This is a genomic window from Lentzea xinjiangensis (assembly GCF_900110955.1).
GTDB classification, from domain to species: domain Bacteria; phylum Actinomycetota; class Actinomycetes; order Mycobacteriales; family Pseudonocardiaceae; genus Lentzea; species Lentzea xinjiangensis.
The window spans coordinates 846,963-870,285 of the sequence record NZ_FOFR01000002.1 but is presented as its reverse complement, the minus strand read 5'-3'; the positions used below and the strand labels follow the sequence as shown (position 1 = coordinate 870,285).

Genomic DNA, 23,323 nt, shown 5'->3' with positions numbered 1-23,323 from the left:
GCGGCGTTGGCGGAGCTGCCGGAGTTGGCGCGCCCGCTCTTCTTCCCGTCCGCCTTCTGCTGGCGACGCTCTGCGGCGTTGGCCGAGCTGCTATGGCTCTTCGACACCTTCTTCGATGCCTTCTGCTTGTCCGCCTGCACCTGCCGCCGTTCCGCGGCGTTGGCCGAGCTGCCGTTGTTCGCGCTCCCGGCCTTCTTGGCGGGTGCGCTGTTGGGTGTACCGGCGGTGTTCCTCGGTTCCGCTTCGGCTTGTGTCGCGCCGAGCAGGCCGAACGCCGCAGCCAGGACGCCGCCGGACACCGAGTAGAGCATGGCTCTCGACAGATCTGTTCCCTTTTTCATCGCTGTCCCCAATCGCGTGGCAGGAACCGTCGCGTCAAGCGTCCGCAGTGCACGGGTAAGGAGGCTGACACCACCCCGTGCAGCAGGGATATACTTCCGGTACAGCCGGCGAAGGAAGCGAATTCGCGGTATCTCCGCAGGACGCGGCATTTATGGGCGTGCTTGCGTGATCTGGGATCTCTGCCCGGTCATGCACGGCCGCGACTCCGCCGCAGCGGAGAAAGTTACGAGCGCAGTCACGGACGCGGTGCGGCGACTTCCCACGCCGCCTCGATCATCCGGAAGACCTCGTCCACCGCGGCCGCCGGATCGGCCGACGCGCGGGCCAGCGAGTAGGCGTCCATCACGAACCTCGCGATCGTCCGGCAGGCCGTCGTGGGCTCGGGCAGGTCGAACTCGGTGGCGATGGCCGAAGCCAGCGACTCGGCGTGGCGCAGCCGCATCGACTCCTCGTACTGCCGCAGGGCCGGTGACGCGTCGATCATCCGCCAGGTCGGCGCGGTGCTCTCGGCCGCGCAGTGGCGCACCAGGGCGTGGATCTCCTGACGCAGCGCGGGGATGAGCGACTCGTCCCGCGCCCGGCCGGTGACCGCCTGCGTGAGGCGGTGCTCGAAGTCCTCGTCCTGCTCGAACACCAGGGCCTCTTTCGAGGCGAAGTGCGAGAAGACCGTGGTGACGGCCACGTCGGCCGCCGCGGCCACGTCACGGATGCCCACGGCCTCGTACCCGCGCTCGAGGAAGAGCCGCAGGGCGGTGTCCGCGATCTTCTGGCGGGTCGCGGCCTTCTTGCGCTCACGGCGTCCGGTCGGCACGGTCACGGCGTGATGCTATCAGGTAGGAAAGCATAACGGTTCCGAAAGACTAACGGTTAGTGTTACGGTCGCCGGCATGAAGAGAGTGAGCTTTGCCGAGTTCGGTGGTCCGGACGTGCTGCGACTCGTCGACGCCGAGGAGCCGCACGCGGGTCCCGGTCAGGTGCGCGTCGCGGTGCGGGCGGCGGGCGTGAACCCCGTCGACTGGCGGATCCGCGAAGGCCAGTTCCAGGAGATCAACCCGATCGAGCTGCCCGCGGGGGTCGGGCAGGACGCCGCCGGGGTGGTGGACGAGGTCGGCGAGGGGGTCGACGGCACGCAGGTCGGTGATCACGTGTTCGGCGTGGGCGCGAACACCTACGCCGAGTTCGCGGTGCTGTCGGCCTGGGCGCGCATGCCGGAGGGGCTGACGTTCGAGGAGGCGGCCGGCTACCCGTCGGTGGTGGAGACCGCGTTGCGCGTCCTCCGCCAGGTCGGTGTGCGGGCCGGGCAGACGCTGCTGGTCAGCGGCGCGGCCGGCGGTGTCGGATCGGCGGTGCTGCAGATCGCCCGCGACCGCGGCATCGCGGTGATCGGCACGGCCGGGGCCGCCAACCAGGACTACCTGCGCGGGCTCGGGGCCCTCGCCACGACCTACGACGAGGGCTGGGTCGAACGGGTGCGGCGGCTCGGCTCCGTCGACGCGGCCCTTGACCTGGCGGGCGCCGGTGTGCTCCCCGAGCTCGTCGAGCTGACCGGCGACCCGCGGAAGGTGGTCTCCATCGCCGACCTCGGCACGCCGGAGCTCGGCACCCTGTTCTCCGGCGAGGCCGGGAGCATGCCGGACGCGCTCGCCGAGGCCTGCGCCCTGCTGTCCAGGGGGAAGCTCCACATCCCGGTCGAGAAGTCGTACTCGCTCGCCGACGCCGCGGCGGCGCACGTCGACAGCCAGGCCGGCCACACGCGCGGGCGCCGCGTCGTGGTCGTCTGAGCCCTCTCCTGCGCTACCTCGACCCGGTGCCCTCGAGGTAGCGCAGGACCGCGGTGACGCGCCGGTCGGCCCGGTCGTCGGGGGCGAGGTCGAGCTTCGCGAAGATGCTGCGGATGTGCTTGTGCACGCCGCCTTCGGTGACGGCGAGCCGCTCGGCGATGGCGGCGTTGCCGAGACCTTCCGCCATGAGCGCGAGCACGTCCCGTTCCCGGGGGCTCAGCCGGCCCAGCGCGCTGGTGTGCGGGTTGCGGGCCAGCAACTGGCCCACGACCTCGGGGTCGACGGCGGTGCCGCCGCTCGCCACCCGGTGCAGCGCGGTCAGGAACTCGTCGACGCGCCCCACCCGTTCCTTCAGCAGGTAGCCGAGCCGGTTGGCGCCGCCGGTCAGCAGCTCGGTGGCGAACGTCTGCTCCACGTACGCCGAGAGCACGAGCACCGCGAGGCCCGGCCGGCGGCGGCGGGCCTCGACGGCCGCGACGATGCCCTCGTCGGTGTGGGTGGGCGGCATCCGCACGTCGACGATGGCGACGTCCGGCTCGTGCTCGGCCACCGCCGCCAGGAACGATCCCGGTGTGTCGGCGGTGGCCACCACGTCGAGCGACTCGGCGCGCAGCAGCAGCGCCAACCCCTCGCGCAGCAGGGGGTCGTCCTCGGCGATCACGATCCGCACGGCAGCTCCACTCGCATCGTCGTCGGCCCACCGGCCGGGCTGTCCAGGGTGAAACGCCCGTCGTAGGCCTCGATCCGCCGGCGGATGCCGGACAGGCCCGACCCGCCGCGCTCGTCCGCGCCGCCCCGGCCGTCGTCGCCGATCCGCAGCAGCAGCCGATCACCCCGCCTGGCCACCTCGACCACGGCGCTCGCGGCGCCGCTGTGCTTGGTGACGTTGGAGAGCGCCTCGGCCACCACGAAGTACGCGGTGGCCTCGACGGAGGCGGCGCACCGGCCCGGTACGTCCACCACCACCTCGCACGGCACGCCGCAACTGCTCGCGAGGCCTGTCAGGGCACCGGCGAGCCCGCGGTCGGCCAGCACCGGGGGCAGGATGCTGCGCGCCACCGCGCGCAGCTCGGAGAGCGCCTGCTCGGCGGCGTCCTGGGCCCGGTCCAGCGCGGCGTGGGCCGCGGCGGGGTCGCGGTCCACGGCCCGCCGCACGGCGCCGAGCAGCACGTTCACCGCGACCAGCCGGTTCTGCGTGCCGTCGTGCAGCGACCGCTCGATGCGGCGCAGCTCGGCGGCGTGGGCGTCGAGAGCGGCGGCACGGGTGGCGCTCAGCTCGGCGACCCGCAGCGAGAGGTCGGCGTCCGCGCCAGGCGCGAGCAGGTGCCTGCCCGGCCACTCCTGGGCCCGGACGAGCGCCGGTCCGAGCACGACGACGAAGGCGGCGCAGAGCACGCCGGTGAGCGCCACGACCAACGCGCCGGTCAGGTCCGTGACGTCCCAGAAGATGTCCCAGAAGATGAAGGTGGGCGTGTTGTCCGCGGGCGGCAGCAGGTGGTACCAGAACGGGTACGTGGTGTTCTGCAGCACTGTGGCCGGCATCGCGAGCCCGATGAACCCGGCGGCGAAGCCCGCGGTGGCGTGCAGCGGCAGCCAGGCCAGCTCGCGCCGCACGGTCACGTCGCGCAGCGCGGCCCGTGCCCGGCGCGGCACCGGGCCGGGGACGAGCACGTCGAGCCGGGCCCGTTCCCGGTTCGCGACCGCCCGCAGCGCGCGCAGTGCGGAGGGCACCAGGAAGACGCCGATCCCGGCGCAGCTGAGCAGGGCGACCGCGACGAGTCCACTGAGGACGATGACGGCGAGCAGCGCCGTGCCGAGCCCGCCGATGAGGCGCGCGACGACGTCGATCGACGCTCGCAGGCGCTGCCGCACCCGTGTCATGCCCACCTCCCCGCCGGAACCCTTTTCCATCAATACAACAAGTCGGCCTCCGCGCAATGGCCCGGGAGCAGGCCTGGCGCGGGGGTGCCACCGCTACCCCGGTTGTCCAGCGAGCTGGATTGTCCACCTGGACGGGGCTGAACAGACTCAGGCGGTCCGTTCGTGCGCAGGACCGATGTCCGCGAAAGCCCAGGAGTTGCTCGCCTTGTCCATGTCGAATTTCCCACAGGACTGCCCTTCCGCCTCACGGCATCGCCGTGTGGTCACCATGACGGCGGCGTTGGTGGCCGCGGCGGGCGCCCTCGCGGTCGCCGGCCCGGTCCCGGTCACCCAGGCGGAGCCCCGCCGCGATGCGATCCAGCGGGGCATGGACAAGCTGGTCGGCCCCACCCGGCACCCCGGGGCGCTGGGCGCCTTCCGGGACCGGAGCGGCCGGACCCGCCACTACACGGCCGGGATCGGTGACCTGCGCACCGGCGGCGAGGTGCCGGCCAACGGCCGGATCCGGATCGGCAGCGCGAGCAAGACGTTCGCCTCCGTGGTCGTGCTCCAACTCGCCGGCGAGGGCAAGCTGGAGCTCGACGCGTCGGTCGAGGAGTACCTGCCGGGCCTGGTGCGGGCCAAGGGCGTGGACGCGACCAGGGTCACGGTCCGCCAGCTCCTCCAGCACACCAGCGGCCTGCCCGACTACACCACCTCGATGTTCGCGCCCCTGGGCGACTTCTTCCCGTACCGGCACGCCTACCTCGAACCCCGCGAACTGGTCGACCTGGCGAACGCCAGGCAGGACGGCAAGCCCGCCGGCGGCGAGCACTCCTACAGCAACACGAACTACGTCCTGGCCGGTCTGATCGCCCAGCGGGTCACTGGTCGTCCGTTCAACGAACTGGTGACCACCAGGGTCATCAACCGGATCGGTCTGCGCGACACGTACGCGCCCGAGGTCGGCGAGCAGGACATCCGCGGCCGGCACCCCAGGGGTTACCAGCGCAACCGGACGACCGGCGAGCTGGTCGACTTCACGCGGATGGACCCGAGCTGGGGCTGGGCGGCCGGCCAGCTCGTTTCCACGCCCGGCGACCTCAACACCTTCCTGCTGGCGCTGCTGGGCGGGAAGCTGCTCGAACCGGCCCAGCTGGCCGAGCTGCGCACCACCGTCCCGACGAGCGCGGGGTCGGCGCAGGGCTACGGACTCGGCGTGTTCAGCCTGCCGTTGAGCTGCGGCGGGGTCGCGTGGGGCCACGGCGGCGACATCCCCGGCTACTCGACCTTCAGCGCGGCCACCGACGACGGTCGTGCGGTGACCTTCACGGTCACCTCGCTCAGCGGGTCGGTCGAGGACGAGTCCGCCGGTGCGGACCGGGGCGCGCTCTTCGACGCCGCGCTGTGCGCGAAGTGACCACCGGAGTAGTGCTGGCTGTACGGAAGTTGTGCAGCACAGGGGATCGCGCGGGCCGCGGGACGGTCGCGAGACTGGGTGCGTCGAAAAAGAACGTCCACTTTGGAGAGTGTGTCTTGTTGAGAGTTATGAGTCTTCCGGCCAGGAGCACCACGGGCGCCGCGCGCCGGCGTCGTGGTGTGGTCGCCGCGGCCTTGGCCGCGGTGGCGGTGGCCAGTCTCGCGGCGACCCCGGTCGCGTCGGCGGAGAGGTCGAGGCCGGTCCACGACAAGGCGCTCCAGGCGGGCCTGGAGGCGCTGGTGAAGGACGGGACGCTGCCGGGAGCGCTGATGTCGGTGCGCGGCCGGGACGGGCGGGTGACGAACTACACCGCCGGGGTGGGGGACATCCGGACCAGGTCGAAGGTGCCGACGGACGGCTACGTCCGGATCGCCAGCAGCACCAAGATGTTCACCGCGGTGGCGGTCCTGCAACTGGCCGGCGACGGCAAGCTCTCGCTGGACGACGCGGTGGAGAAGCACCTGCCCGGTGTGGTGCGGGGGACCGGTGCCGGTGCGGCGATCGACGGCCGCAACATCACGATCAGGCAGTTGCTGAACCACACCAGCGGCCTGACCCGCGAGATGCCCCTCATGCCCCAGGGGATCCTGCCGATCAGGGACAGGTACTTCGAGGCCAGGGAGCTGCTGGACGCCGCGCTGGCCGAGGCGCCCACGTTCGCCCCCGGCCAGGACCGGGTGTGGATGTACAGCAACGCCGGGTACGTCCTGCTCGGCCTGGTGGCGCAGAAGGCCGCCGGACGTCCGCTCGCTGAGGTGATCACGAACCAGATCATCAACCGCGCCGGCCTGGAGGAGACGTACTACCCCGGTCCCGGCGACCGCGACATCCGTGCACCGCACCCGCGGGGCTACCTGTTCGCCAGGAACGACAAGGGCGAGCCGATCCCCGGTGAGCTGGTCGACATCACCCGGTTCGACCCGTCGATCGCCGGTGCCGCGGGACAGATGATCGCCACCCCGAGCGACGTGAACAAGTTCCTGGTCGCCCTGCAGGACGGCCGGCTGCTCAAGCCCCGCCAGCTCGCGGAGATGCGCCAGGCGATCGAGGCACCCGGCTTCCCCGCGGGGTGGCGCTACGGCCTCGGGACCATCGAGATGAAGCTCAGCTGTGGCGTCACGGCGTACGGCCACGGCGGCGACGCCGACGGCTTCCAGACCCGTACCGCGATCACCTCCGACGGCAGGGCGGTCACCCTCGCCGTGACGAACGACGAAGCCGGCCGCGCCGAGGTCCTCGACTTCTTCGACAAGGCCCTGTGCGCCGCGAAGTAGCGGCCGTCGCGCTCGACCGTCCGGTGTGGCGCATCCATCCACACCGGACGGTCGAGCCGTCAGGGCGTGATCACCGCGGCGTAGCCCGCTCGGACGTCGCCGTCGGACGGGCTCACGTACCGGTTCGGCGGCGGGCCGTCGCCGAAGGCGAAGAACGTGTCGGGACAGCTCGTGCCGCCGATCTCCACCTTGGTGTCCGCCACGAGCTTCCCGGTCCGCAGCTCGTAGGCCCGGACCGGGATGACGATCTTGCGGAAGGTCACGCTCCCGGACCGGCCGGTGCTGGCGGTCCGGTACGAGCAGGTCTCGGTCGGGGCGCCGAACTCGGTCTCACCCGTGCACACCACCAGCACCGCCTGGCCGACGTCGTGGGTGAGCCAGTCACCGGGCAGCATGTCCACGTACTGGCGGTTGCCCCAGATCACCGCCCGGTTGACGGTGCCCCCGCGGAACTCCGGCGCACCGCTGTAGGCGGCGGGCTGGGCGCAGTAGCCGCCCTGCAGGCCGCGGACGTGCGCCAGCTCCGCCGCGAGCCTGGCCTTCGTGACGCCCTCCCGCGCCTTGCCGGTCAGCTCGTGGCCGGGGTGCTCGTCGAGGAGCTGCTGGTACCGCTGCTGGGCGGAGCGGAAGTCGTTGGCCGCGAGCTGCCTGTCGGCGCACTCGAGGAGCGCCGGGGGCGCGACGCGGGGCACCGCGGTCGCCGCCCGGTCGAGCTCGTCGCCGGTGGGCTTGCGGTTCTTCAGCCAGTCGGTGAGCGCGCTGGTGCGGCAGGCGTTCTCCGTGGGCAGGCCGTCGAGGAACCGGTCCAGCGCGACGCCGGCCATCCTGTCGTGGCCGGGCAGCTCCGCCAGCACCCAGCCGAGGTCGCGGAAGCCGTCGTCCAGTGCCTTCGTGTCGCCGTCGGCCAACGCGTCGTCGAGCCGTTCCGACGCCCACGACAGCCGCCGGCACGCCTTCTCGGTCTGGTCCGTGCGCACGGTCATCGGCGCGTTCACCACGCGGTGGCCGGCCCACACCTTCGCCAGCTCGGTCTTCGCCCGCGCGCAGTCGCCCTGCTGCCTGGCCTCGGCGACGTGTCCTTCGAGCCGTGCGGCGTCGAACCGCACCAGCCCGAAGACCATCAGCACCGGAACCGCGACGGCGAGCGCGATCCGCCGGTGCCCGCGCACCACCGCACCCGTCCGCCCACCACCGAGGTACCAGCCGTGCCAGGTCATGGCCGCCCACCACACCAGCACGGCCAGCTCGGACCACACCGACGGCACGGTGACGACGACGGTGATCAGCACGGCGGTCACCAGCGCGGTCAGCAAGGCCGTCCCACGCCGCCCCAGCAGCAGGTACCCGATGCCGAGCAGCGAGGCGTTGCCGATCGCGGCGGCCACCGCGTCGCGGGGCCGGGGCACCGGCTCGGGTGCGGGGGCCGGTGGGGGCGGGGGCCAGCCGGTCGCTTCGGGCAGGACGGCGGCCTGCGGGTCGTCGGACCAGGTGGTGTGGTTCTCGGGCGGCATCGGCTGGCTCATGGTGGTCTCCCCCTCGCGGACACGACCATGGTTTCGCCGGGACGCCCGGTGCTCCACGCCCTGACCTGTTGCTGCCACGAAGCCGGGTCGCCGTGCCCGAACGGTCAGTCCGTTTCCACTGAGGTGAAAGCCTTGGCGACGCACTCCCTCCACGTGGGTTGAACTGCGGAAATCTGTGTGAAATCGCGACGACCGGTCATCGTGCGATGTACGCCGTTCGGCGCGAGCAGTGACCATTCGTCGACGAAGCGGGCCACTCGGGCAGCCGATTTCGCGACACTTCAACGATGGCGATTCTGACGGGCAAGGCCGTGGTCATCACCGGGGCCGGGCAGGGTTTGGGTCGGGCGTTCGCCTCCCACGCGGCCGAGCACGGTGCCGCGGTCGTGATCAACGACATCGACGAGCCGCTGGCGCGGCAAGTGGCCGACGCGATCACCGAACGGGGCGGGAAGGCCGTCGTGAGCGCCGGCAGCGTCGCGGACCCCCAGCAGGCGGAGATCATGGTCGACACCTGCACCGCGGCGTTCGGGCGGATCGACGGGCTCGTCAACAACGCCGGCATCCGCTACCAGGCGAGCATCGGCGAGGACGACCCGACGAGGATGCGCGAGCTCATCGAGACGAACGTCCTCGGCACGCTGTACTGCACCAACGCGGCCGTGCAGAGCATGCGGGGCGGCTCGATCGTCAACCTCGGGTCCGTCGCGATGGCCGGGCAGCCGACCGCGCTCACCTACAGCGCGTCCAAGGGAGCCATCGCGAGCATCACGGCCGGTGCGGCCAACGAGCTGCACGACAAGGGGATCCGGGTGAACGCCGTGTGCCCGGTCGCCTGGACCCGGATGGCGGCCGCCGACACCACGGCCGTGCCGGGCGGGTCGCCCGAGTCGATCGCGCCCCTGGTCACGTACCTCCTCAGCGACCGCTCGGCGAAGGTCACCGGGCAGCTCATCCGGTTCGCGCACGGGAAGCTGCACGTCATGGGGCAGACCTCGCCGAAGGAACCCGTCATCGAGCAGGACGGCTGGGACGTCGAGAAGATCACCGAGGCCTTCGAGCTGCTCCAGCCGGAGGACCCCGCCTGGGTCCGTTGGGGTGTCGCGAGGTGACGCACGCCCGGTCAGCGGGCAGAGTGACCGCGTGGATCAGCGCGAGATCATGCAGCGGGCACTGGGCGTCCTGACGCTCACCTACGACGGCGCCGGGTCGGACGACTACCTGCGCACGGCCCTCAAGTCGTTGCAGGAGGGCGTGTTCAGCTACGAGGTCAAGGTCGACGGCGAGCTCAACGAGGCGGGCGCGCAGGCGCTCAAGCAGGCCATGGACCAGGTCCTCGGGCAGTTCGGCTGGTTCACGGCCGGGCTGCTCTACGCGTTCCACGGTGTCGCGCAGGCCTACGAGAACGACTACGAGGACGCCGACGTGCAGGAGGTCCTCCGGCAGCTCGCGCTCAGGCTCGCCGACTGACGAGCTCCGCGCGGACGCCGTCGGAGAACGGCGTCCACGCCTCGACCGCCCACGGGCCGAAGCGCAGGTCCGTCAACGCGACGCAGGCGGCGGAGATCTCCGGGTCGACCCACAGGAAGGTGCCGGACTGCCCGAAGTGCCCGAACGTGCGCGGCGAGGAGGTGTTCCCGGTCCAGTGCGGCGACTTGCCGGCGCGGATCTCGAAGCCGAGGCCCCAGTCGTTCGGCTTCTGCATGCCGTAGCCGGGCAGCACGCCGTTGAGGCCGGGGAACACCGCCGAGGTCGCCTCCCGCACCAGCGAGGAGGACACCAGCGAGGGCGCCAGCAGCTCGGCCGCGAACAGCGCCAGGTCCGCGGCGCAGGACTCCGCGCCGGCGCCCGCCGATCCGACCAGTGCCGAGGACTTCATGCCCAGCGGGACGAACACGGCCTCGTGCAGGTACGTGGCGAACGGCATCTCGCAGGCGGCCTCGACGAAGGCCGCCAGCACGTCGAAGCCCGCGTTCGAGTAGATCCGGCGCGTCCCCGGCTCGGCCTGCACCTCCGCCTTGTCGAACGCGTACCCGGCGGTGTGCGAGATCAGGTGCCGGACGGTCGCGCCGGGAGGGCCCGCGGGCTGGTCCCACTCGACCGCGCCCTCCTCGACGGCCACCAGGACCGCGTAGGACGTCAGCAGCTTCGTCACCGACGCGAGCGGGAACACGCGCTGCTGGTCACCCAGCGAGCCGGCCACACCGCCGGACGACACGACGGCCACCGCCACGTTCGCGGCGGGCCACGACGCTGCCACTTCGACGCTCTGCATGGGACAGACGTTAACGTCAGGGGGTGACAGTCCGGGAACTGATCGTCCTGGGAACGGCCAGCCAGGTCCCCACCCGCCAGCGCAACCACAACGGCTACCTGCTCAGGTGGGACGGCGAGGGCCTGCTCTTCGACCCCGGTGACGGCAGCCAGCGGCAGCTCCTGCGGTCGGGCGCGGCTGCGAGCGACATCACCCGGATCTGCATCACCCACTTCCACGGCGACCACTGCCTCGGCGTCCCCGGCATCGTGCAGCGGCTGTCGTTGGACCGCGTCCCGCACACCGTGCACGCGCACTTCCCGAAGTCGGGCGCCCACTTCTTCGAACGCCTCCGCCACGCCAGCGCGTTCCACGACGCCGCGGACATCGAGGAGGTGCCGGTCGAGCGGGACGGCGAGATCGCGTCCGGCAGGTTCGGGACGATCGAGGCCTACCGGCTCGACCACGGCATCGACAGCTTCGGCTACCGGCTGGTCGAACCGGACGGCCACCGCATGCTGCCCGACAAGCTCGCGGCCCACGGCATCCAGGGCCCCGCGGTGCGCGCGCTGCAGAGCCGGGGCGAGCTCGACGGCGTCAAGCTCGAGGACGTCAGCGAGCCGCGCAAGGGCCAGCGGTTCGCCTTCGTCATGGACACCCGGCTGTGCGACAACGTCTACGAGCTCGCGGACAACGCCGACCTGCTGGTGATCGAGTCGACCTACCTCGCCCGCGACACCCGGCTCGCCGGGGACCACGGCCACCTGACCGCCCAGCAGGCCGCCCGCGTCGCCAGGGAGACCAACGTCCGCAAGCTGGTCCTCACGCACTTCTCCCAGCGCTACGACGACCCGGCCGAGTTCCACGCCGAGGCGGCGCGGGAGTTCGACGGGGAGATCGTCATCGCGAAGGACCTGGACCGGGTGCCGGTGCCGAAGCGCGCCACTGGTCGGTGACGATCTCCGCCAGGGACGAGTGACGGGGCTCCCAGCCCAGCGCCCGCAGCCGCGACACGTCGGCCCGCTGGAACCGCACCTCGCCGGGGTGCGCGGGCTTCCAGCTCACGTCCACCGACCGCCCGGTCACCTCCTCGACGGTCGCCAGCACGTCCCGCACGGACGCGGGCGTCCCGCCCACGTTGTAGACCGACGACGTGCCCACGGAGCAGTTCTCCAGCGCCACGACGAAGGCAGCGGCAACATCGCGCACGTGCACGAAGTCGCGCACGGCCGTGCCGTCGCCGTAGACCTCCATGCCCGGCACCGTCCCGGCGGCCGACGCGACAGCGCGCGTGATCACCCGAGTGGTGTCGGTATCACCCCCTCCGGCGACGTTGAAGAGACGGAGCGTGGTCGCCCCGATCCGGCCCGACCGCGCCGCCCACGCCACGAGGTCCTCGGCGGCGGCCTTCGTCGCGGCGTACGGGGAGGAGGGCTCCCGCACGGACTCCTCCGTCAGCGGCGAGTTGGAGGGCCGGTACACCCCACCGGTGGACGCGAACACCAAAGGCTGGTCCTTCAACGCTTTCAGCAGGTTCAGCGTCCCGGCCACGTTCGTCTCGTAGTACGGGAGCGGGTCGAGGAACGACTCGCGCACGCGGGCCGCGGCCGCCAGGTGGACCACGGCGTCGGTCTCGGGCAACTCGAACGGGTCGGAGAGGCGCTGCCGGAACGGAACCGGTTCATGGCCGTGAACCCGCAGCTCACGCACCACGGCGCGGCCGACGTACCCAGTGGCACCGGTCACTAGAACTCGCACGAGTTGACCCTAAAGGTCGCGATCGGGTGCGCCGATAACACACGAGTGAGTTACCCCCATCGCGCTGTGCACACAAGCATCGCCGGGCTCCTGCACGACCACGCCGTGCACGAGTTCAAGCGGCAGGAGTTCCTGCGCAACGTGGCCGAGATCGTGGGAGCCGCACCCGCGCCCGGTCCCGCAGAGCTCACCGCGCCGTTGCCCTCGGTCAATCCCCGGCGCAGCTTCCTCAACCGCGTTGACCAGGTCCTTCGGGACGCGGCCCGCTCCTAGCGCGCACCGGGACCACCGCCGGGTCCCCCGGCCGCGAGGCCCGCGCCGACAGGCCCGCCGCAACATTCATCCGGCTGTTGCCGGACCGTGCTTCGACACGCACACCGGGTGGCTCTACGCTACGCGTCACCCGGCGATCGCCGGTCGCATCCTTCTGCTTCTCTCAAAGCGGGTTCTCGGCGATGAATCATGTTCTCGCAGCGCTCAACGAGCGCCTCGGCAGGTTGTTCGGTGACCGGCTCGTCGTGCTGGCCGGTGGCACGCGTCTGGCAAAGCGCGCGCATGAGCTCCATGCGCTCGGCGCCCGCCATACGCTCGTGCTCGATACCGACGATCATGCGCCGCTGCATGATTCCGTGATCGCGCGCTGGGTGTCGCTGGGCATCAAGGGCGGCTTCGTCGCCGTCGAGCAGCGCCGCCTCGGCAAGCTGCTGGCCAAGCCCGGTGCCGAGGTCAGGGCGGTCCTGCGGGACTTCGACCCGGCCGCGGAAGCCGTCGTGATCAGCACGCCCTACAACGAGATCAGCACGTTCGAGGGCCGGCCGGTCATCAACGCGCGCGAGCACTCGTGGGTCGAGCTGGAGAACAAGACCACCATCGACGCGCTCTGGGACGAGCTCAGCGCCCGCCGCGCGCCCGCGATGGTGTTCGACCTCGACTTCGAACGCCTGTGGGGCGCCTCGGAGATCCTGGACCGCGGCGCGGGCGTCGTCTGGTCGGGTGACGGTCCCGCGATCAACGGCGGCGCGAACTTCGTGCGCCGCGTGCGGTCCTACGAGGAGGCCAAGGAGGCCTTCGAGGTGCTCGCCCCCAAGTGCGAGCAGGTGCGCGTGATGCCGTTCCTGGAAGGCATCCCGGTGAGCGTGCACGGCATCGTGTTCCCCGACGGCACCGCGGTGCTGCGCCCGATCGAGATGGTCGTGCCGCGCCGCCAGGGCCAGGCCAAGTTCCTCTACGCGGGCTGCGCGTCGTACTACGACCCGCCCGTGTGGATCCGCGACGAGATGCGCAACCTGGCCCGCCGCGTCGGCGAGCACCTGCGCGGGACCGTCGGCTACCGCGGCACGTTCACTCTGGACGGCATCGCGACCGAGGACGGCTTCCTGCCGACCGAGATCAACACCCGCTACGGCGGCGCGATGGTCTGCTTCGAGGACGCCGTCCCGACGCTGCCGCTCTCGCTCGTGCAGGTCGCCCTGGTCGCCGGCTGGGACCTCGGCATCTCCTCGATGGAGTTCGAGGAGGTCGTCCTGCAGGCCGCGGACAACCACCGCTCCGGCGCGGTCGGCGCCAACGTGCGCGCCGTGCAGCCGACCGAGGTGGACGAGCGCCGCGTGGTCTTCACCGGCTGGGCCTGCCGCCTGGCGCACGCGGACGAGCCCGCGCACGCCACGCTGCGGCTGAGCCCGTCGCCGATCGGCGGCAGGCTGGACCTCGACCTGCACCGCGAGAACATGCCCGTCGGCGCCCCGGTGGCGGCGCTGACAGTCGCGGCGTTCGCGCTGGCCGACCAGGAGTGGGGGACGGGCCTGGGCGCCCTGGAACCCGCGATCGCGGTCGAGGACGTCGCCGAGGTCGAGGAGTCCTTCGAAGAGGCCGTGATCGCCTAGGCAGTCCTACCAGGCGCCCTCGTCGCCGTACGCGGAGGCGAGGGCGAACCGGTAGCCCATCAGGGCGGCGGCGACCTCGCGGGGCTGGTGAGCCGGGCGCACCAGCCCCTCGCCGAGCACCTTCGGGCGGTCCACGACGAGCAGCTCCGGCGACCGCTTGAGCAGCGCCACGGCGATCTCGGCGGCGTCCGACAGCTCGGCCTCGCCGGGCAGGTCGATCATCTCCTGCACCAGCCCGACGACGAACGGCGGCAGCCTCTCCGGCACCGCGCACGCCAGCGCGACGAGGCACGCGACCCGTTCGGACGCGAGCGCCTCGAAGATCTTCGGCGCGCCCTGGGCGACGGCGTGGCGGGTCTGCGTCAGCCAGTCCGGCGCGGTCCGCGGCAGCTCACGGCCCAGGGCGTTCCAGCGGCGGTGCGTGCGCCGGCCCTGCTCGGTGAACCCCTTGCCCGCCAGCGCCATCGCGGCCAGCAGGAAGATCACCCGATCGCGCACGTCCGCGGCGACCTTGTAGGACGCTCCCAGCTCCACCAGGAACGGCACGGCGCAGAACGAGGCCTCGGAGACCGTGTCGTCGGTCAGGAGGCGGTCGGCGATGGTGGAGAGCGCGTCCAGGCGCACGCCGGCGTCGGTGTCCATCAGGGAGCGCAGCAGACGGGGCATCCGGCCGGCGCCACCGCGGCCGTCGTAGACCTCCACCCACGAAATCCTGTCGAGTCCGCGCAACGGGTCAGGCCGTTGCCAGGCACGCGGCAGCTCCATAGGGCGGAAAGGTACGGGATGGCAGGGAAACCGCCTCGGAGCCTCGCCCGTACGATCTCGCCGTGTCCTTCTCGGTGGCCGACATCTTCTCGGGTGCGGGCGGCATGAGCTTCGGCTTCCACGCCCACCGCGACTTCCGGGTGGTCGGCGCCGCCGACGCGCAGATCGGCAAGCCCAGCTCGAAGCTCGGTTCGTTGCGCTGCAACGACACGTACCGCGCGAACATCGGCGTCGACCCGCTGGAGGTCGACCTCGCGAAGGTCTCGCCGTCGGCGTTGCGCGAGGTCTGGGGCCTGCGGCGGGGCGAGCTGGACGTGCTGCTGGCCTGCCCGCCGTGCTCGGGCTTCAGCCGGATCACCTCGCAGAACCACCTGCGCGACGACCCGCGCAACTCGCTGGTGGGCCGGATCGCGGTCTACGCGCAGGAGCTGCGCCCGAAGGTCGTGCTCGTCGAGAACGCCCGCGAGCTCGCCAAGGGCAAGCAGCGCCACCACTTCGACAGCCTCGCCGAGGAGCTCACCCGGATCGGGTACTCCGTCGCCGGTGGCACGCACATGCTGTCCAGGTACGGCCTGCCGCAGCTCCGCGAGCGGACGCTGATGGTGGCCGTCGACGCCGGTCTGCCGCTGCTGACGCTGGACGACCTGTGGGCGGGCCGGGTCATCCGCCCGTCCGCGATCACGGTCCGGCGGGCGATCGGGAAGCTCCCGGTCGTGGCCGCCGGGCAGGCGCACCCGGAAGATCCCATTCACGTTTCGCCCACTTTTTCCCAGGACCGCAGCCTGGAAAGAATGCGCGCCATTCCGGCGAACGGCGGATCGTGGGCTGATCTGCTCCGCTCACCGGAGACCGCCGAGTTGTTGAACCCGGCACAACGCAAGATCGTCGAACAGCAGAACTGGGGTTCGCACCCCGACGTCTACGGCCGGATGTGGTGGGACGAACCGGCGCGGACGATCAAGAGGGAATGCGGTCACGTCGGAAACGGGCGGTACGCCCACCCGGTGCAGCACCGGCTCTGCACGGTCCGGGAGATGGCTCTGCTGCAGGGGTTCCCGAGGCAGTTCAGGTTCGACGTCTCGATTCTCGGGAACGCCTACCGGCACGTCGGTGACGCCGTTCCGCCGTTGATCGCCTACCAGTTGGCCGGGCTCACCCGGTGGATTCTCACCGGCCGCCGTCCCGAGCCCCGCGAGATGTGCCTGCGCGGCACCTCGCTGCGTCCCGGTGACATTCGTCCGGTGGAACTCACAGAATTGGTCGCCTGATCGTTGAACCGTTGCCGCCCGCTGTCCGTAGCGGACGCGGTGGCAGATAACTGTTTTGCAACGAATCTAACGTCACCTGACAAAATCAATGCATCGCGCGCCTATCCACTGTGGACGCCGCGAGAAAGTTTGCGCTGATCACGTCCGGTATGGACTGTGTCCGTACCTCACTCTGCCGGGTGTCACCCCATCGGTTAGTGTCCGGCTCGCTTCCTGTCGGTTCAGTGTCGATCGCGACGTGCCGACCGTCCCGACGGATGACGACTTCCCGCCGCGTTCGGGCTAATTTCAGTGAGCAAGGAGACCCATGGCTTCCCGGTTGAGGATCGGCACGGCGCTGCTCGGCGCCACCGCCGCCCTGTCGTTCTCGGCGCTTCCCGCCCACGCCGACATCAAGATCACGCCGGACCGCGGTGGCCAGGAGCAGGGCCACAACGTGTGGCTCAAGGCGGCCAAGCAGGGCGAGCAGCCGCAGAAGCAGGACACCTCGGTCATCAAGCTCCGCATCGAGGACGACAAGGACCGCACCAACGTCCTCGCCTACTGCGTCGAGCTGCCCACCCCCCTCAAGGACGGCGACGTCCTCAAGGAGGTGCCGTGGGACAAGCACCCGAACCCCAACACCAAGTTCAAGGGTGACAACCCCGGCAAGGTCCTCTGGATCCTGAACCGGTCCTACCCGAACAAGTCGGTCGAGGAGATCCGGAAGACCTTCCAGGTCGACAAGCTCGACAAGCAGGACGTCATCGCCGCCACGCAGGCCGCGCTCTGGCACTTCTCCGACAACGCCAACCTCGACGTCGACAACAAGGACAACGACCGCGAGGTCGTCGCGCTGTACAAGAAGCTCGTCGCGGACGCCCAGGTCGAGAAGGAGACGCCGAAGCCGACCCTGGAGGTCGAGCCGCTCACCCAGTCCGGCAAGCCCGGCCAGAAGATCGGCCCCTTCAAGGTCACGACCACGGCCTCCGAGGTCAAGCTGACCGCGAAGCTGCCCGAGGGCGTCACCGTCACCGACGCCTCCGGCAACCCGTTCACCATGCCGAAGAACAACGAGCTCGCGGTCAAGGACACCGGTGACAAGGTCTCCGAGTTCTTCGTGAGCGTCCCGGAAGCCGCCAAGGACGGCCAGGCCACGTTCAAGCTCTCGGCCCAGGCCGAGATCGCGCTGGGCCGCCTGTTCGTCGCGCACAACGGCCAGGACGACAACGTCGCGCAGTCGCTCGTCGTCGCGCAGCCGCAGAAGGCCAAGGTCCAGAAGGAGGTCAAGGCCGACTGGAAGGCCGGCGTCGTGCCGACCCAGCCGACCTCGTCCTCCCCGGCGCCGTCCACCGCGACGCCCACGCCGTCGTCCGAGACCCCTGCTCCGTCGTCCTCCACCACCCCGGCCAACCCGGCTCCGGGCGGCAGCGGTGACGAGGACCTCGCCCAGACCGGTGCCTCGATCCTGTGGCCGCTCATCGGCGGCCTGGTGCTCGTCGGCGCCGGTGCCGGTGCGCTGTTCTTCGTGCGCCGCAAGAAGGCCGGTGCCTGAGCGGTAGGCACCCCCTAGACGAACGCCCCCAGGGTCCGCGCCGGTCCTGGGGGCGTTTGCCGTTCCGGTGACTAACGACGGCGCAGACCCGCCACCGTGATGTCACCGTCGGCGACCGCGACGTCCCGTTGCGAGGACTCGCCGGAGAAGATCGCGCGAGCCGGGTCGCGGAAGTTCTGCACGACCTCGACGCGCTGCACCGGCTTGGCCGTCGGGATCACGGCCTCCTGCGTCCACGTGCGACCGAACCGCACCAGGTAGGTGGTGACGTTCGGCTTGCCGTCCTCGGTGGCGTAGACGCGCCAGGTGACCGGGTCGACCGGTTCCACCTCCCGCGTGCGCAGGCCGCGGGCGACCTCCCTGGTCTCCCACGACCGGCCGTTCCACGTGGACATGTGGTTGCGCAGCGGCCCCAGGTCCGGGTCTCCCATGAACCACAGCACGAACGGCCTGCCGAGCGTCGCGCCCACGAGCTGGATGTAGTCAGGGGACTTCACGCCGCCGGGAATGGTCAGCGGGGTTTCCGCGACCTTCAGGTGCTGCTCCTGGTCGGCGTCGTCGACCTGGGTGCCCAGGTCCCGGCCGGACGCCGAGTAGAAGTGCAGGTTCCCCGGGTCGAACGACACGTAGTAGACGTTGCGGTGGTAGCGGTCGTGCTTGTTGCCCTCGGGACCGCCGCCGGCGAGCGTGTAGACGATGCGCACCCGGCCGGAGTCCTCCAGGCGGAGCTGACCGATGTAGATCTCGTTCATGTTGTCCGCGCGGGACGTCGAGCCGATCGCGAACCTGTGGCCCGTCAGCTCCGTGGACGTCTTCCACGTCCTGCCGTTGTCCTTCGACACGACGTAGAGCATCGGGCGCGTGTCGGTCGGGACCGTCGGGTCGAGGTCACCGGTCGTCTCGCGGAAGAAGACGTAGATCGTGCCGTCCCTGGTGACGAACGGCATCGGGTACGTGGCCGCGTTCTTCGAAATCACCGTTTCCTCCCAGACGCCGTCCGCCGAGTGCGGCCGGGGCGAACGGGACATGCGCAGCTCGACGTTGTGCATGCCGCGGAAGACGAGCAGGTGCCCGTCCCGCGCCTGGACCAGGGTGGGGTAGTTGTGCGCGTCCGAGTCACCGTCCGCGATCCGGTTGGGCGCGGACCAGGTGGCCCCGCGGTGGTCGTACGACTGGACGTAGCTGTCCTCGTACCGGCCCGCCCACGAGATGAAGGTCTTCCCGGCCTCGCGGTCGTGCACCCCGCCCGCGACCGGGCGCCGGTCGCTGCGAGCCGCGACGTTCGTGGCGGTGGTGGTCACCGCGAACTCCGCCTTCCCCCGCGCGTCGGCCGTGGCGTGGGCCGAGGGGACGGCGATGAGCGGCAACAGCAGCACTGCGGACATAACCCCACGCAGGAGCCGTGTCATGTGGCGTGTCCTCCTGGTTCTGGCCGCGAACGGCGGCCGACCAGGCGGCGGTACCGATCATCTTGCGTTTCGCGGAGCGGCCTGTCCAGGCGCAGCAGGGGTGATCGCGGGCTATCAACACGAGGGGCCTACTCGGGTACCCTGCGTCAGGAGCGGAGGAGCACCACATGAACTTCGACGAGATCAAGAACAAGGCGCTGGACCTCGCCGAGCAGCACCACGAACAGGTCGACAGGGGCGTGGACGCCGCGGCGGGCTTCGTCGCTGGCAAGTTCGGTCACGACGAGCAGGTCGACTCGGTTGCCGAGAAGATCAAGGACCTCCTTCCGGGTGGATGAGTGAACTCCTCTAACGCCACTGACAACGCCACGGACGCCGTCACCTCGACCGGGGAGACGCGCCCGTCCGCTGCCCGCAGGCCGGACATGATCACCTGGCAGGGCATCCACGAGCCGCGCCTGGAGCAGGTCCGCCTGCTGCTGTCGAGCGACCAGCGCCTGCGCGCCTCCGGCCGCATGGTCGCGGCCGGCCCCGAGGAGCAGTTCAACGCCTCCTTCGAGGTCTCCGTCGGCGAGAGCGGCCAGGTCAACCGCCTGCTGCTGCGCACGGCCACGGTCCTGGAGGAGCGGCAGTGCTCCCTGTCGAGGACCGAGGACGGCGCCTGGCTCGTCGACCACGGCCAGGGCAGCAAGCGCGAGACGTTCAACGACGCCCTGGACGTCGACGTCCAGTTCGCCGTGCTGTTCAACACCATCCCGATCCGGCGCCTCGGACTGCACCGCCAGGAGGGCGAGCACGTGCTGCCCGTCGTGCGGGTGTCGCTGCCGGACCTGTCGGTGAAGGTCGTGACCCAGACCTACAAGACGGTGTCGGTGGGCGACGACGTCTCGGTGGTGCGGTTCAAGAGCGGCGGGTTCGAGCAGAACATCAAGGTCGACTCCAACGGCCTCGTCGTCGAGTACCCGCTGATCTCGAAGCGGATTTAGAAGCCGTCCAAGAAGTACTTCCTTCGTGGCGAGTCGCTGCCGAACGATGGAGGAGAGCGGCTTCGGCCTTCTAGCGTCCGACCATGCCGAAACGATTTTCGAGCGTGGTGGGGCGCTCGTTCGGTGACGGCGTTCGGGATGCCATCAAGCGCACCGGCATGACCCAACGCAAGATCGCCGAGATGTTGGACTGGGAAGAGGCCAAGGTCTCCGACCTGGTGAAGGGCAAGGGCGGGGTCACCGAGGTCGAGCTGGGCGTCCTGCTCGGCCTCTGCCGGATCGAGGCGGACGAGGTCCGCCACCTGCTCGCCCTCTTCAACGAGTCGCGCGAGAAGGGCTTCCTCGTCTTCCCCGAGGACGGGATCCCGGACCAGGTGCGCTCGTTGGTCGACCAGGAGCGGCTGGCCAACAAGATCACCATGTGGTCGATGAACGTCATCCCCGGCCCTCTGCAGCTTCCCGACTACATCCGTGCACTCATCGAGCGGTCCGCTCGCGCCAAGACGGTGAACGCCGAGGAGGTCGTCGCCGCGAAGACGGCGCGACAAGGGATCTTCCACTACAGCCGGGAGTTCACCTTCTACCTCCACGAACAGGCGCTGCGTCTGCCGGTCGGCGGCCCCAGGACCATGCGGGACCAACTGCTGCACGTCCTCGCCATGAGCAACCGGAACTACGTCACCGTCAGGGTCGTCTCGACATCGCTGGGCGCGCACGCCGGACTCTCCGGTTCATTCCGCCTCCTCAGCTATGAGAAGTACGAGCCGGTCGTCTTCACGGAGACGGAGAACTCCAGCCTCTTCGTGGAGGACAAGGCGTCCATCGCCACCTACGTCGAGGTGCTCAAGATGCTCGACCGTCAAGCATTGGATGCGGAACAATCGAAGGAGCTGATCACCAGCATCCTGGCTTGAGGAGGCGCTCGGCATGTCGATGTGGCGCAAGAGCAGCTACAGCCCGGTGGACAACTGCGTCGAGGTCGGTCGTGGCGTCGGCATCCGGGACAGCAAGGCGCCGGCCACGCACCTGCCCGTGTCGGACAAGGCGTGGTCGGCATTCCTGACCGGGGTGAAGTCCACCCGCTAGAAGATCTCGGCGAGCAGTTCCGGGTCGATCGGGATGGGCGCGGGCCGGTAGGCGGGCGGCTCGACGCCCATCAGCGTGCGCACCAGGAAGTCCCAGCAGCGCGTCCGGACGTAGGACAGGCAGTCGAGGAACATGTGCTCGGCGCCGGGCACGACGAGCATCTCGAAGTCCTTGCCCGCCTTGACGAGCCGGTCGGCCAGCCGCAGCGCGTGGTCGACGTGCACCTGGTCGTCCATCTCGCCGTGGACGAGCAGCAGCCTGCCTTCCAAGCGGTCGGCGACGTCGACGTTCGACGAGGCGGCGTAGGCGTCGGGGTTGTCCGCGCCGTCGTAGGTCTCGATGAAGCCCGCGTTGAAGAAGCGGGCGTCGTGCCAGCCGGACAGGGAGACGCCGGCCTTGTACGTCTCGGGGTGGGTCAGCAGCGCTCGCACGGTGGCGAACCCGCCTCCCGAATGACCGAACGCGCCCACGCGGTCGAGGTCCATCCACGGGCGTGAAGCCGCCAGTTGGCGCAGTGCCGCCACGTGGTCGTCGAGGCTGCCCGCGTCGGCCATCCGGCCGTAGGAGGCGTCGTGGAAGGCCTTGCCGCGGCCGAGGGTGCCGCGGCCGTCGACCGCCACGACCACGAAACCGAGCGCTGCCAACGGTTCCGCGTCCAGGCCCATGCCGCCGGGGTCGAAGCACGGGTCGACGCGGTTGACCTGCGGGCCGGGGTAGATGGTGTCCACGACGGGGTAGCGCTTCGACGGGTCGAAACCGCGAGGGCGGTACAGCACGCCGTAGATGTCCGTCTCGCCGTCAGCGGCCTTGACGCAGAAGCGTTCCGGCGCGGTCCAGCCGGTGGCGACGAGCCGGGTGATGTCGGTGCGTTCCAGTTCGACGAGCACGCGGCCGGACCAGTCGCGCACGACCGTCACCGGCGGTGTGTCCACTGTGGACGCGCTGTCGACGAAGTACTGCCCGTTCTCCGCCACGGTGACGACGTGGTCCAGCGAGTCGTCCGTGATGCGGGCGAACCCGGTGCCGTCCAAGCCGATCCGGCACACCGAGCGGCGGTAGGGGTCTTCGTCGACCAGGCCGGACGCGGTGAAGTGGACGACCCGCTCGGTCTCGTCGACGTGCAGGACCTGGCGCACCAGCCACTCGCCGGAGGTGACCTGGCCGAGCAGCTCGCCGGTGCGCAGGTCGTACCGGTAGAGGTGGCCCCAGCCGTCGCGCTGGGAGAACCACAGCACCTCGCCGTCCAGCAGCCGCACGATCGCGGGTTCGAAGAGCCACTGGTTGGGCTCCACGCGGGTCGGTCCGGTCTCGCTGATCACGACCTCGACCTCGCCGGTGGCGGCGTTCATCCGGTTCAGCGCGAGGGTGCGTTGGTCGCGGCTCTGGCTGAGGAAGTACACCGCGGAGCTGTCCGGGGTCCACCACGTCCAGCCGGTCGCGATCGGCGACACCTGCGGCATGACCAGCGGATCGCACTGGGCGCGGACCACGGTGCCCGCGGCCACGTCCAGCACGACGAGCTCGGCCAGCGGCACGTGCTCGTCGCCGCCGAAGCCGTACCGCTGGGTCCGCACCGCCGGGGCACCGCCGTCGGCGGGAGCGGCCTCGGTCAGGTGGGTCAGCCGGACCTCGCGCTCGTCGGTCCGGTGGGCGAGCACCTTCGTCGAGTCGGGCGACCAGGCGAGGACGGGTGGCAGGTGCGGCAGGCCGAACTTGTTCATGAGCGTCTGGAAGCTCGTGACGTCCGGGCCGTAGCCGTACCCGTAGGCCTCCGCACCGTCGGTGGTGAGCGCCCACTCGCGCTCGCCCTCCCGCGCCCACAGGTCGTTCCCGCGGCGCGAGACCGCGAACTTGCCGTCGGGGGAGGACACCTCCAGCGGGTTGCCGGGCGCCGGCAGGAACGGGGTGGGGTCGAAGCCCGCCTCACGGGTGCCCGCCGCCGGGTCGACCAGGACGAACCGGCGGTCGTCGCCGTCGCGGACCTGGTACCAGAACCGGGCGTCGTTCTCGATCCACTGTGGACGGATCTTGTCGCCGACGACGAGCTCACCGGGGCGAGCGGCGCGGCGGAGGAGTTGTTCTGCGGCTTGGTAGGCGGCGGTGGTGCTCATGGTCGGTTC

25 protein-coding genes are annotated in these 23,323 nt (G+C 70.6%); 14 read left to right on the top strand and 11 right to left on the bottom strand.

Features of this window, described 5'->3' with window-relative positions:
- Window positions 1-299: hypothetical protein (locus BMW88_RS09615; RefSeq protein WP_218148015.1), on the bottom strand; the 299-nt coding region annotated here is incomplete at its 3' end.
- 278 nt (window positions 300-577) lie between these two features.
- Complete coding sequence (locus tag BMW88_RS09610; RefSeq protein WP_089950194.1) at window positions 578-1,159, bottom strand: TetR/AcrR family transcriptional regulator; 582 nt, start codon at window positions 1,157-1,159, stop codon at window positions 578-580.
- Between the two features lie 70 nt (window positions 1,160-1,229).
- Here BMW88_RS09610 and BMW88_RS09605 point away from each other — a divergent pair, with 70 nt between their 5' ends.
- Entirely contained in the window at window positions 1,230-2,123 is an 894-nt protein-coding gene (locus BMW88_RS09605; RefSeq protein WP_089950193.1) for an NADP-dependent oxidoreductase, read from the top strand.
- Window positions 2,124-2,136: 13 nt separating this feature from the next.
- On the opposite strand, the gene BMW88_RS09600 is transcribed toward BMW88_RS09605, so the two are convergent.
- Together BMW88_RS09600 and BMW88_RS09595 are read right to left on the bottom strand one after the other, a co-directional pair.
- Window positions 2,137-2,793, bottom strand: coding sequence for a response regulator transcription factor (locus BMW88_RS09600; RefSeq protein ID WP_089950192.1), 657 nt, complete (start codon window positions 2,791-2,793; stop codon window positions 2,137-2,139).
- Window positions 2,781-4,004 carry a sensor histidine kinase gene (locus BMW88_RS09595; RefSeq protein WP_089950191.1) on the bottom strand — a complete coding sequence of 408 codons (1,224 nt, stop codon included), beginning with the start codon at window positions 4,002-4,004 and terminating at the stop codon, window positions 2,781-2,783. Before BMW88_RS09595 ends, BMW88_RS09600 begins: the two co-directional genes overlap by 13 nt.
- Before the next feature lie 268 nt (window positions 4,005-4,272).
- Here BMW88_RS09595 and BMW88_RS09590 point away from each other — a divergent pair, with 268 nt between their 5' ends.
- Window positions 4,273-5,403 (top strand): serine hydrolase domain-containing protein, encoded by a 1,131-nt coding sequence (locus BMW88_RS09590; protein WP_245777658.1) that lies wholly within the window; start codon window positions 4,273-4,275, stop codon window positions 5,401-5,403.
- 128 nt (window positions 5,404-5,531) lie between these two features.
- Window positions 5,532-6,737 (top strand): serine hydrolase domain-containing protein, encoded by a 1,206-nt coding sequence (locus BMW88_RS09585; RefSeq protein WP_218148014.1) that lies wholly within the window; start codon window positions 5,532-5,534, stop codon window positions 6,735-6,737.
- Between the two features lie 59 nt (window positions 6,738-6,796).
- Here BMW88_RS09585 and BMW88_RS09580 read toward each other — a convergent pair whose 3' ends face one another.
- Window positions 6,797-8,260: a tetratricopeptide repeat protein gene (locus BMW88_RS09580; RefSeq protein WP_218148013.1), complete on the bottom strand. Its 1,464-nt coding sequence runs from the start codon at window positions 8,258-8,260 to the stop codon at window positions 6,797-6,799.
- 287 nt (window positions 8,261-8,547) lie between these two features.
- Between BMW88_RS09580 and BMW88_RS09575 the strand changes: the two genes are divergently transcribed.
- Both BMW88_RS09575 and BMW88_RS09570 read left to right on the top strand, forming a co-directional pair.
- Window positions 8,548-9,372, top strand: a complete 825-nt coding sequence (locus tag BMW88_RS09575; RefSeq protein WP_089950189.1) for an SDR family NAD(P)-dependent oxidoreductase — start codon at window positions 8,548-8,550, stop codon at window positions 9,370-9,372.
- A 31-nt stretch (window positions 9,373-9,403) separates the two neighbouring features.
- Window positions 9,404-9,730: a hypothetical protein gene (locus BMW88_RS09570; protein WP_089950188.1), complete on the top strand. Its 327-nt coding sequence runs from the start codon at window positions 9,404-9,406 to the stop codon at window positions 9,728-9,730.
- Here BMW88_RS09570 and BMW88_RS09565 read toward each other — a convergent pair.
- The gene (locus BMW88_RS09565; protein ID WP_089950187.1) at window positions 9,714-10,535 is read right to left on the bottom strand and encodes a serine hydrolase domain-containing protein; all 822 of its coding nucleotides are present in this window, start codon (window positions 10,533-10,535) and stop codon (window positions 9,714-9,716) included. The genes BMW88_RS09570 and BMW88_RS09565 overlap by 17 nt on opposite strands.
- A 23-nt stretch (window positions 10,536-10,558) precedes the next feature.
- Here BMW88_RS09565 and BMW88_RS09560 point away from each other — a divergent pair, with 23 nt between their 5' ends.
- Entirely contained in the window at window positions 10,559-11,470 is a 912-nt protein-coding gene (locus BMW88_RS09560; protein ID WP_089950186.1) for a ribonuclease Z, read from the top strand.
- Here the strand turns inward: BMW88_RS09560 and BMW88_RS09555 are convergent.
- Entirely contained in the window at window positions 11,415-12,272 is an 858-nt protein-coding gene (locus BMW88_RS09555; RefSeq protein ID WP_089950185.1) for an NAD-dependent epimerase/dehydratase family protein, read from the bottom strand. The genes BMW88_RS09560 and BMW88_RS09555 overlap by 56 nt on opposite strands.
- A gap of 66 nt (window positions 12,273-12,338) precedes the next feature.
- Here BMW88_RS09555 and BMW88_RS09550 point away from each other — a divergent pair, with 66 nt between their 5' ends.
- The gene (locus tag BMW88_RS09550) at window positions 12,339-12,545 is read left to right on the top strand and encodes a hypothetical protein (RefSeq protein ID WP_089950184.1); all 207 of its coding nucleotides are present in this window, start codon (window positions 12,339-12,341) and stop codon (window positions 12,543-12,545) included.
- 119 nt (window positions 12,546-12,664) lie between these two features.
- Here the strand turns inward: BMW88_RS09550 and BMW88_RS43160 are convergent, their stop codons facing one another.
- Window positions 12,665-12,883, bottom strand: a complete 219-nt coding sequence (locus tag BMW88_RS43160) for a hypothetical protein (protein WP_245777657.1) — start codon at window positions 12,881-12,883, stop codon at window positions 12,665-12,667.
- Window positions 12,884-12,901: 18 nt separating this feature from the next.
- Between BMW88_RS43160 and BMW88_RS09545 the strand changes: the two genes are divergently transcribed.
- Window positions 12,902-14,155, top strand: coding sequence for an ATP-grasp domain-containing protein (locus BMW88_RS09545; protein WP_245777656.1), 1,254 nt, complete (start codon window positions 12,902-12,904; stop codon window positions 14,153-14,155).
- A 6-nt stretch (window positions 14,156-14,161) separates the two neighbouring features.
- On the opposite strand, the gene BMW88_RS09540 is transcribed toward BMW88_RS09545, so the two are convergent.
- Window positions 14,162-14,920, bottom strand: coding sequence for a hypothetical protein (locus BMW88_RS09540; protein ID WP_089950182.1), 759 nt, complete (start codon window positions 14,918-14,920; stop codon window positions 14,162-14,164).
- Window positions 14,921-14,982: 62 nt separating this feature from the next.
- Here BMW88_RS09540 and BMW88_RS09535 point away from each other — a divergent pair, with 62 nt between their 5' ends.
- Together BMW88_RS09535 and BMW88_RS09530 are read left to right on the top strand one after the other, a co-directional pair.
- Window positions 14,983-16,188: a DNA cytosine methyltransferase gene (locus BMW88_RS09535; protein ID WP_245777655.1), complete on the top strand. Its 1,206-nt coding sequence runs from the start codon at window positions 14,983-14,985 to the stop codon at window positions 16,186-16,188.
- 307 nt (window positions 16,189-16,495) lie between these two features.
- Window positions 16,496-17,722 carry a thioester domain-containing protein gene (locus tag BMW88_RS09530; RefSeq protein WP_089950181.1) on the top strand — a complete coding sequence of 409 codons (1,227 nt, stop codon included), beginning with the start codon at window positions 16,496-16,498 and terminating at the stop codon, window positions 17,720-17,722.
- A 71-nt stretch (window positions 17,723-17,793) separates the two neighbouring features.
- Here the strand turns inward: BMW88_RS09530 and BMW88_RS09525 are convergent, their stop codons facing one another.
- Complete coding sequence (locus BMW88_RS09525; RefSeq protein WP_245777654.1) at window positions 17,794-19,107, bottom strand: BNR-4 repeat-containing protein; 1,314 nt, start codon at window positions 19,105-19,107, stop codon at window positions 17,794-17,796.
- 191 nt (window positions 19,108-19,298) lie between these two features.
- Between BMW88_RS09525 and BMW88_RS09520 the strand changes: the two genes are divergently transcribed.
- From BMW88_RS09520 to BMW88_RS09505, 4 genes are all read left to right on the top strand, one after another.
- The gene (locus BMW88_RS09520) at window positions 19,299-19,469 is read left to right on the top strand and encodes an antitoxin (RefSeq protein WP_089950180.1); all 171 of its coding nucleotides are present in this window, start codon (window positions 19,299-19,301) and stop codon (window positions 19,467-19,469) included.
- Window positions 19,470-20,117, top strand: a complete 648-nt coding sequence (locus BMW88_RS09515) for a putative glycolipid-binding domain-containing protein (protein WP_245777653.1) — start codon at window positions 19,470-19,472, stop codon at window positions 20,115-20,117.
- 83 nt (window positions 20,118-20,200) lie between these two features.
- Window positions 20,201-21,031: a DUF5753 domain-containing protein gene (locus tag BMW88_RS09510; protein WP_143116021.1), complete on the top strand. Its 831-nt coding sequence runs from the start codon at window positions 20,201-20,203 to the stop codon at window positions 21,029-21,031.
- A 13-nt stretch (window positions 21,032-21,044) separates the two neighbouring features.
- On the top strand, window positions 21,045-21,203 hold the full coding sequence (locus BMW88_RS09505; RefSeq protein WP_089950178.1) for a DUF397 domain-containing protein: 159 nt from the start codon (window positions 21,045-21,047) through the stop codon (window positions 21,201-21,203).
- Here the strand turns inward: BMW88_RS09505 and BMW88_RS09500 are convergent.
- Entirely contained in the window at window positions 21,200-23,314 is a 2,115-nt protein-coding gene (locus BMW88_RS09500; protein ID WP_089950177.1) for a S9 family peptidase, read from the bottom strand. The genes BMW88_RS09505 and BMW88_RS09500 overlap by 4 nt on opposite strands.
- Between the last annotated feature and the right edge of the window lie 9 nt (window positions 23,315-23,323).